The organism is Anaerosporobacter sp. (genome assembly GCF_965301125.1).
Genome location: NZ_CBDLAM010000092.1, coordinates 1 through 3,087, shown reverse-complemented (window position 1 = coordinate 3,087; position 3,087 = coordinate 1). Strand labels below are relative to the sequence as shown.

The 3,087-nt window shown below is 38.0% G+C and carries 3 protein-coding genes; all 3 read left to right on the top strand.

The annotated features are described in order from the left end of the window. Positions 1-1,340, top strand: a 1,340-nt coding sequence (locus ACW2QF_RS11155; RefSeq protein ID WP_455716077.1) for a phenylacetate--CoA ligase family protein, incomplete at its 5' end; no start/stop codon positions are given. 15 nt (positions 1,341-1,355) lie between these two features. Then, positions 1,356-2,537: a pyridoxal phosphate-dependent aminotransferase gene (locus tag ACW2QF_RS11150; protein WP_455716076.1), complete on the top strand. Its 1,182-nt coding sequence runs from the start codon at positions 1,356-1,358 to the stop codon at positions 2,535-2,537. 109 nt (positions 2,538-2,646) lie between these two features. Continuing rightward, positions 2,647-3,060 (top strand): response regulator transcription factor, encoded by a 414-nt coding sequence (locus ACW2QF_RS11145; RefSeq protein ID WP_455716075.1) that lies wholly within the window; start codon positions 2,647-2,649, stop codon positions 3,058-3,060. Positions 3,061-3,087 lie beyond the last annotated feature (27 nt).

Below are 3,087 nucleotides of genomic sequence, written 5' to 3'. Positions count from 1 at the left end.
GTATAAGTATGAGCGAAAAAAAATTCTGGGACGACAAAATTGAAACACTTTCAAGGGGGGAACTTGAAAAACTTCAATTAGAATCACTAAAAGAGATGGTTAAATTTTCTTATGAAAACTCACCGTACTACAAGAGATCTTTTGATGAAGTAGGGGTGAAACCTGAGGATATTAAAGAACTTTCAGATCTAGTAAAATTCCCGTTTATTGATAAAAAGACCGAGCGTGATACCCAAGGGGTAGGTTCCTTCTTAGGTGAACTTTGTGCGGTTTCGGAAGAAGATGTGGTGTTCATCTCAACGTCTACAGGTTCTACAGGTGTACCTACAATGAGTCCATTTACAAAACAGGATTTTGATGAATATCAGGATGCACAAAGTCGTTGGTTTTGGCAGATTGGAATGAGACCAAAAGATCGTTATGTACATGCGCTGAATTTTTCGTTGTATGTAGGTGGACCAGATGTTATTGGTGCTCAAAACTTAGGTGCATTATGTATTTGGGGAGGAACCTTACCAAGTGAACGCCTACTGTATATCTTAAAGACTTATCAGCCTACCATTATATGGACTAGTCCATCTTATGCATGGTATCTAGGGGAAACAGCGAAGAAAAATGGGATTGATCCGAAAAAGGATTTATCTATCCAAAAGATTATCGTCGCAGGAGAATTAGGGGGGTCTATTGACGCAACCAGAAAAGCAATTGAAGATTTATGGGGTGCAGACCTCTATGATTTCTATGGGCTTTCTGATATCTTCGGAGCCTGTGCAGCAATGTGCGAAGCAAAAGACGGTTTACATATAGCAGAAGATCATATTCTTGTGGAAACTATAGATATTCACTCCGGTGATGTTCTGCCTGCTGGAGAGGTTGGTGAACTTGTATATACTACACTTCGTAAACATGCTAGACCGATGATTCGTTTTCGTTCGGGAGATATTGGCTGGATTGACAATACACCATGTACATGCGGACGTACTCACGGTAGAATTCACATTAACGGTAGAAAAGACGATATGTTTATTGTATCCGCTGTTAACGTATTTCCAAGTGATATCGAAGCTGTTATACATGAACTAGATGGTATTACTGGGGAATATCTAATCCGCGTGTTTGAAAAAGATTTTACTTGCAAGTATTCTGTTGAAATAGAAAAGAATGCAGATAGTACAGAAGCTGATGAGGTACTTGCTGACCGAGTATCAGCCGCTTTGAAATCTAGAATTGGTGTAAAACCATACAGCGTAAAGGTTCATCCAGATGGAGGGTTAGACACACGTTCGGAACACAAGTCAAAAAGAATTGTCGATGAAAGAAAATTGAGCTATACGATTTAAATTGGAGGTGAAATTATGCCAGAGCTATCGAAAAGAACAAATACATTTACGGATTCTGTTATTCGACGAATGACAAGGGTTTCCTTACAATATGATGCAGTGAATTTGTCACAAGGTTTCCCGGATTTTGAGCCACCACGTGAGATTCTAGAACGTCTGTCTCAAGTTACTCACGAAGATTTTCATCAATATTCTATCACCTGGGGCGCACAAAACTTCAGAGAAGCGTTGGCAGAGAAGCAATCCAGGTTGTTGGGGCGAAAGATTGATCCCAATGGAGAAATCGTTGTAACCTGTGGAAGTACAGAAGCAATGATGGCGGCTATGATGACGGTTGCCAATCCTGGTGATAAGGTAATTGTATTCTCACCATTTTATGAAAATTACGGTGCAGATACAATCCTTTCTGGAGCTGATCCGATTTATGTACCTCTATATCCTCCAAAGTTCAATTTTAATCCAGATGAACTTGAAGCAGCTTTTAAGCAAAAACCAAAGGCTTTAATTTTATGTAATCCGTCTAATCCATGTGGTAAGGTTTTCACTTATGATGAACTGAAATTGATTGCCAATTTTGCCGAGAGATATGATACCTTTGTAATTACAGATGAAGTATATGAACATATTGTATATGAGCCACACAAGCATGTATATTTTTCGTCACTTCCTGGAATGTGGGAGCGAACCATTTCCTGTAGTTCACTTTCAAAAACCTATTCCATAACAGGCTGGCGACTTGGTTATATCATTGCTCCAGCTCATGTAATAGATGTAGCAAAAAAGGTTCATGATTTTCTGACGGTGGGCGCTGCAGCTCCATTACAAGAGGCGGCGGTAGTAGGCCTCAAATTTGATGATACATATTATAGATGGCTTCAAGATAAATATACGAAGAAGCGTGATCTATTCTTAAAAGGACTAGACGATATCGGAATTAGCCATACGGTTCCAGAGGGAGCCTATTACATACTCCTTGATATTTCAGAATTTGGTTTTGACAGTGATTTGGAATTTTGTGAGGTACTTGCCCGAGATGTTGGTGTTGGTGCTGTTCCCGGTTCTAGCTTTTTCCGTGAGAACGTCAATCATCTAATTCGCTTTCATTTTGCGAAAAAGGATGAGACACTTTATGAAGCGTTGAATCGTTTACAAGATTTACGTAAGAAGATACCTGTATGTAATTTGAAAGGGAGATAAAACAAAAATACGATTACCAGACTAGAAAAGCATGGTAATAGGTGTAAAAAATATGAATCGTTGTTTCTTTGTTGTCATTTATCTAGTACAATTAAATTGAGGTGATATAATGGAGTATAAGATTTTATTGATAGATGATGATAAAGAACTACTCAAGCTCCTAAGGAGTTATTTTGAATTCAAAAATTATATTGTTATGACGACGAACTCTGCTATTGATTCGGAAATAATGTTAGCTCAAAAACCAGATATTATTTTACTTGATATTAATATGCCAGTGATGGATGGGATTACATACTGCCGGATGATACGTGATAAGGTATCTTGCCCAATTATTTTCTTGACAGCAAAAGTGGAAGAACAAGATAAGATAAATGGGTTGTTGTCTGGTGGAGATGACTATATAATGAAACCATTTAGTTTAAAAGAATTGGAGGCAAGAATTATTGCACATTTAAAACGAGAGGAACGTCATAACAATTCTTCTAAATTCAGATTTTCAAATGGCGTATCTAGAGATTAGTCCACCAACATAAGTCAAATGTCGGGT

Excerpts from the sequence above, each read along its gene's own strand:
- ACW2QF_RS11150 (WP_455716076.1), top strand. The coding sequence starts at position 1,356 with ATGCCAGAGCTATCGAAAAGAACAAATACATTTACGGATTCTGTTATT.
- ACW2QF_RS11145 (WP_455716075.1), top strand. The coding sequence starts at position 2,647 with ATGGAGTATAAGATTTTATTGATAGATGATGATAAAGAACTACTCAAG.